Annotated in this window: 6 protein-coding genes and 1 pseudogene; all 7 read right to left on the reverse strand. The window is 40.1% G+C overall.

The annotated features are described in order from the left end of the window. Positions 1–163 precede the first annotated feature (163 nt). Positions 164–307, reverse strand: a complete 144-nt coding sequence (locus IM462_RS11975) for a hypothetical protein (RefSeq protein ID WP_002775441.1) — start codon at positions 305–307, stop codon at positions 164–166. A gap of 36 nt (positions 308–343) precedes the next feature. Continuing rightward, a complete protein-coding gene (locus tag IM462_RS11980; RefSeq protein ID WP_272081681.1) occupies positions 344–565 on the reverse strand; it encodes a DUF2283 domain-containing protein in 222 nt (73 codons plus the stop codon). A gap of 413 nt (positions 566–978) precedes the next feature. Then, positions 979–1,353 carry a DUF5615 family PIN-like protein gene (locus tag IM462_RS11985; protein WP_002733650.1) on the reverse strand — a complete coding sequence of 125 codons (375 nt, stop codon included), beginning with the start codon at positions 1,351–1,353 and terminating at the stop codon, positions 979–981. Beyond that, positions 1,350–1,583, reverse strand: coding sequence for a DUF433 domain-containing protein (locus IM462_RS11990; RefSeq protein ID WP_002775448.1), 234 nt, complete (start codon positions 1,581–1,583; stop codon positions 1,350–1,352). The genes IM462_RS11985 and IM462_RS11990 overlap by 4 nt, the downstream gene beginning before the upstream one ends. Before the next feature lie 131 nt (positions 1,584–1,714). Beyond that, the gene (locus IM462_RS11995; protein ID WP_004158042.1) at positions 1,715–1,927 is read right to left on the reverse strand and encodes a hypothetical protein; all 213 of its coding nucleotides are present in this window, start codon (positions 1,925–1,927) and stop codon (positions 1,715–1,717) included. Beyond that, positions 1,924–2,400, reverse strand: a complete 477-nt coding sequence (locus IM462_RS12000; RefSeq protein ID WP_002763393.1) for a type II toxin-antitoxin system VapC family toxin — start codon at positions 2,398–2,400, stop codon at positions 1,924–1,926. Before IM462_RS12000 ends, IM462_RS11995 begins: the two co-directional genes overlap by 4 nt. 273 nt (positions 2,401–2,673) lie before the next feature. Continuing rightward, positions 2,674–2,817, reverse strand: a pseudogene (locus IM462_RS21020) (type II toxin-antitoxin system HicB family antitoxin); the annotation flags it as partial. Positions 2,818–2,947: the final 130 nt, after the last annotated feature.

Raw genomic sequence — 2,947 nt, forward strand, 5'->3', positions numbered from 1 at the left:
AACTATCAACAACTCATGCTTGTAAAGCTTGTACAATAGGGCTTTGAGTTTTTGTTAGATTGATATTTATCAACTTTAGAGCATTGCTGGACAGAGAGGGAGCTTGGGGAATTTTCTACAGTGTAAGTTCGGAAGAACCATCTAATTTTTCTCGAAAAGGCGATCAATTTATCCAGTCTTCGTTTACGGGAGAGCGATCGAGTAAATTTTGATAAAACTCATTCCACAGTTGACCCCATTCTTTTAGATCGATAACAACTGCTGTTTTTTCTCCTGTTTCATCGACAATATACTGAATACCTTTCATGATTTAAATTGTTGTGAGATGGACATTAACTAATAACTATATTTTAATCGATTCACGAGAAGATATGGATTTTGCCAGTTCTTGTCTAGCATCTTCCGATAGAGAACAACCAAAATCTAGAATCTCGATTAAAACTAACTGATCGTCCTTGGAATAATGTAATATTATTTTCCCTTCCTCCTCTGCGTAAGCAATTGGATTATTGTTTAACTCAATTAATAAAGCATCCACATCTGGGCTATAGTGTATCTTGTTCATATCGGGATATCCTACCGGGGTAAAGGGTGATGATTAAGAAAAAAGCACTGAATTCTCGATAAACTACTCGAATCACTAAATTATCATTGAACTTTTTTTGTGCGATTCGCTTGTTGTCTTCAGAGATTTCTATTTTGTCAGGAAATTGTACAGTTTCGAGGATAAATTCAGGAGTGATAAAAATTCCACGAGCGGATAGCAAATTCAATTTGATTCTAGAATGCTCACTAAATCGAACTTCTTTCATTTATCCAACCAATATTATATCGCCAACCTGTGACAGGCATCGAAACCCTATCAATTTTTTCAAAAATAATCGCATAACGCACGATTTCTATTACTCAATTATTTGATTTAATTTTTCCTTGAAAATCGTTTCTACTTCTTTGTCTGACATCGTTTGAGGTGCGGGTTCATCGAATTGGAAGTTTACGAACACGCACAGAGTCATCGCTGATAGTAATTGCCGCACCTTCTGTCAGTTCCGTTTCCACAGTCAGTAAAACATCTAGAAGCCTTTGAGCAACTACATCAGGTCTGGCAGAAGATAACCGTAATGTAATCAAGCTAGGCAGTCCATAATTATTGAGGGCTACCAGCAGGGAAAAGTCTAAGTCTTGTGTTAAAATAACTTGACCTTCCACTCTGGCAAGTTCCAAAATCTCCGCGTCGGCAGCAGTGGCAGGTAAAAAGTCTGTAGTGCGTACTATGTCGTAGCCCTGTAACCTTAAAGCCGCAACTGTCAAAGGGGAGATATGAACATCAGCTAGTAAACGCAGACTACTCATGCCGAAGTGAAGCTAACGATATAATCGGATACAGCCCAAGCTGCATAATTAAGAGCCTGACGAATATCTTCCTCTTCTAACTCTGGATAAGCCTCTAAGACTTCCTGAATAGATAACTGACTAGCCAACAGTTTCAGAACAAATCCCACAGTGATACGCATTCCTCGAATCGTTGGCTGTCCAAGACATATTTGTGGATTAACAGTAATACGGTCTAGCTCTTTAATCACTGTGGAACTCCTGAGATAAACTCCTCTTATATTGTTACATACAGCAATGAATCATTATCGCCCTAACTCTTGTGTCGGCAATGAATTGGCAATTAATCAGAATCAATCTATAGCGTTTCGCTCAAGCCAACCTAAGAGGCTGTTGTGTTGGCGTTGAAAGCTTTGGTGTGTTCTTCTCGAATTTTATGAATTTCTTCAGCATACTTGAGAGTAAACCCGTAGGATTCCGCAGCCTTTTCCGCAGCAATGCGAGACTTAACTAAATAGTCATGGATAGACGTGCATTCCTCCGATAATCTTGTTTGAGTTTTATCTTTTTCTTGCAAAATCTCTGAGTGGATCATAAGTTATTCTCCTCTTTGAATAGTTCAAGTGGTGTGACAATTTCAGGTGTTGACAAACCAAGGCGGGCATTGATAACGCGAATATGCTTCCGTTTGTTAGCATTCGCTAGGTGGTTGCAATTCCAAGTAACGAGATATTGAATGTCGAAATAGCTGGCATAGGCAAGATGTAGAGCGTCGCCCACAAGAGACCTTGGCATGACATAGTTGGCAAGATAAAACTCGACAACTTGTTCAAGAGCAGAAGTCGGCGGTAGTAAAGGAATCCTCGAAACCAAATGAATAATTTCAGCTTTACGCGGATAGTTTCCGTTGGTTAGTTCTTGAAGCACGGCATCCGAAATATATAAATCATAATAACTGGACATCTCCGACCACCACTTCCTTGTGATTTCGGTAAAAGTTTTTAGAGCTTCACGCTCATCAAAGTAATAACTCGGAACCGTGGAATCCAAGTACACTTTTTCTTTCATGATAATAACTGATCGACAAGACTAAATCAAAGCCTGAAGCAGCGGTATGGTAGCCCTCTCTATTCTACTATCCTATCTCTGTAACGAAGTTATTGCACTGTCATGCTTGACCTCGATCATTTCTCAGAGCAATCGCACTTGGACTCGATCGCATTGAAACTTCTCCATTTTATCCCAAACATTAGCGGTGCGTTACACGCGCGTTTTCGCACCCTACAAGATCAGCGATCGCACTTAACAGATAAAAGTCGCGGACAGGATGCAGGTGATCGGTTACGCTTCGATATACTGGCAATAGGTGGCTGGTTGGGGAATTGGCAGCCCTTCCTCTTGTAAACCATCCAGATGAAATTGAATTGCTTCTTTCATATTTTCTGTGATTTCCTCTAGGGTTTTACCGGTAGTAACCTGAGAGGGGGACAAGCGAGCTAGAAGGTAGATAGGGCAAGCGATATCGCTCTTTGTCCTTTGATGTAATCCTTCAACCGATAGCGGCTAATTTGCATTAGCTCTTCTATATTTTTTTGGAACATTTGATGTAGCTGGA

This window comes from Microcystis sp. M144S2, assembly GCF_020246065.1.
Lineage (GTDB): Bacteria > Cyanobacteriota > Cyanobacteriia > Cyanobacteriales > Microcystaceae > Microcystis > Microcystis ichthyoblabe_A.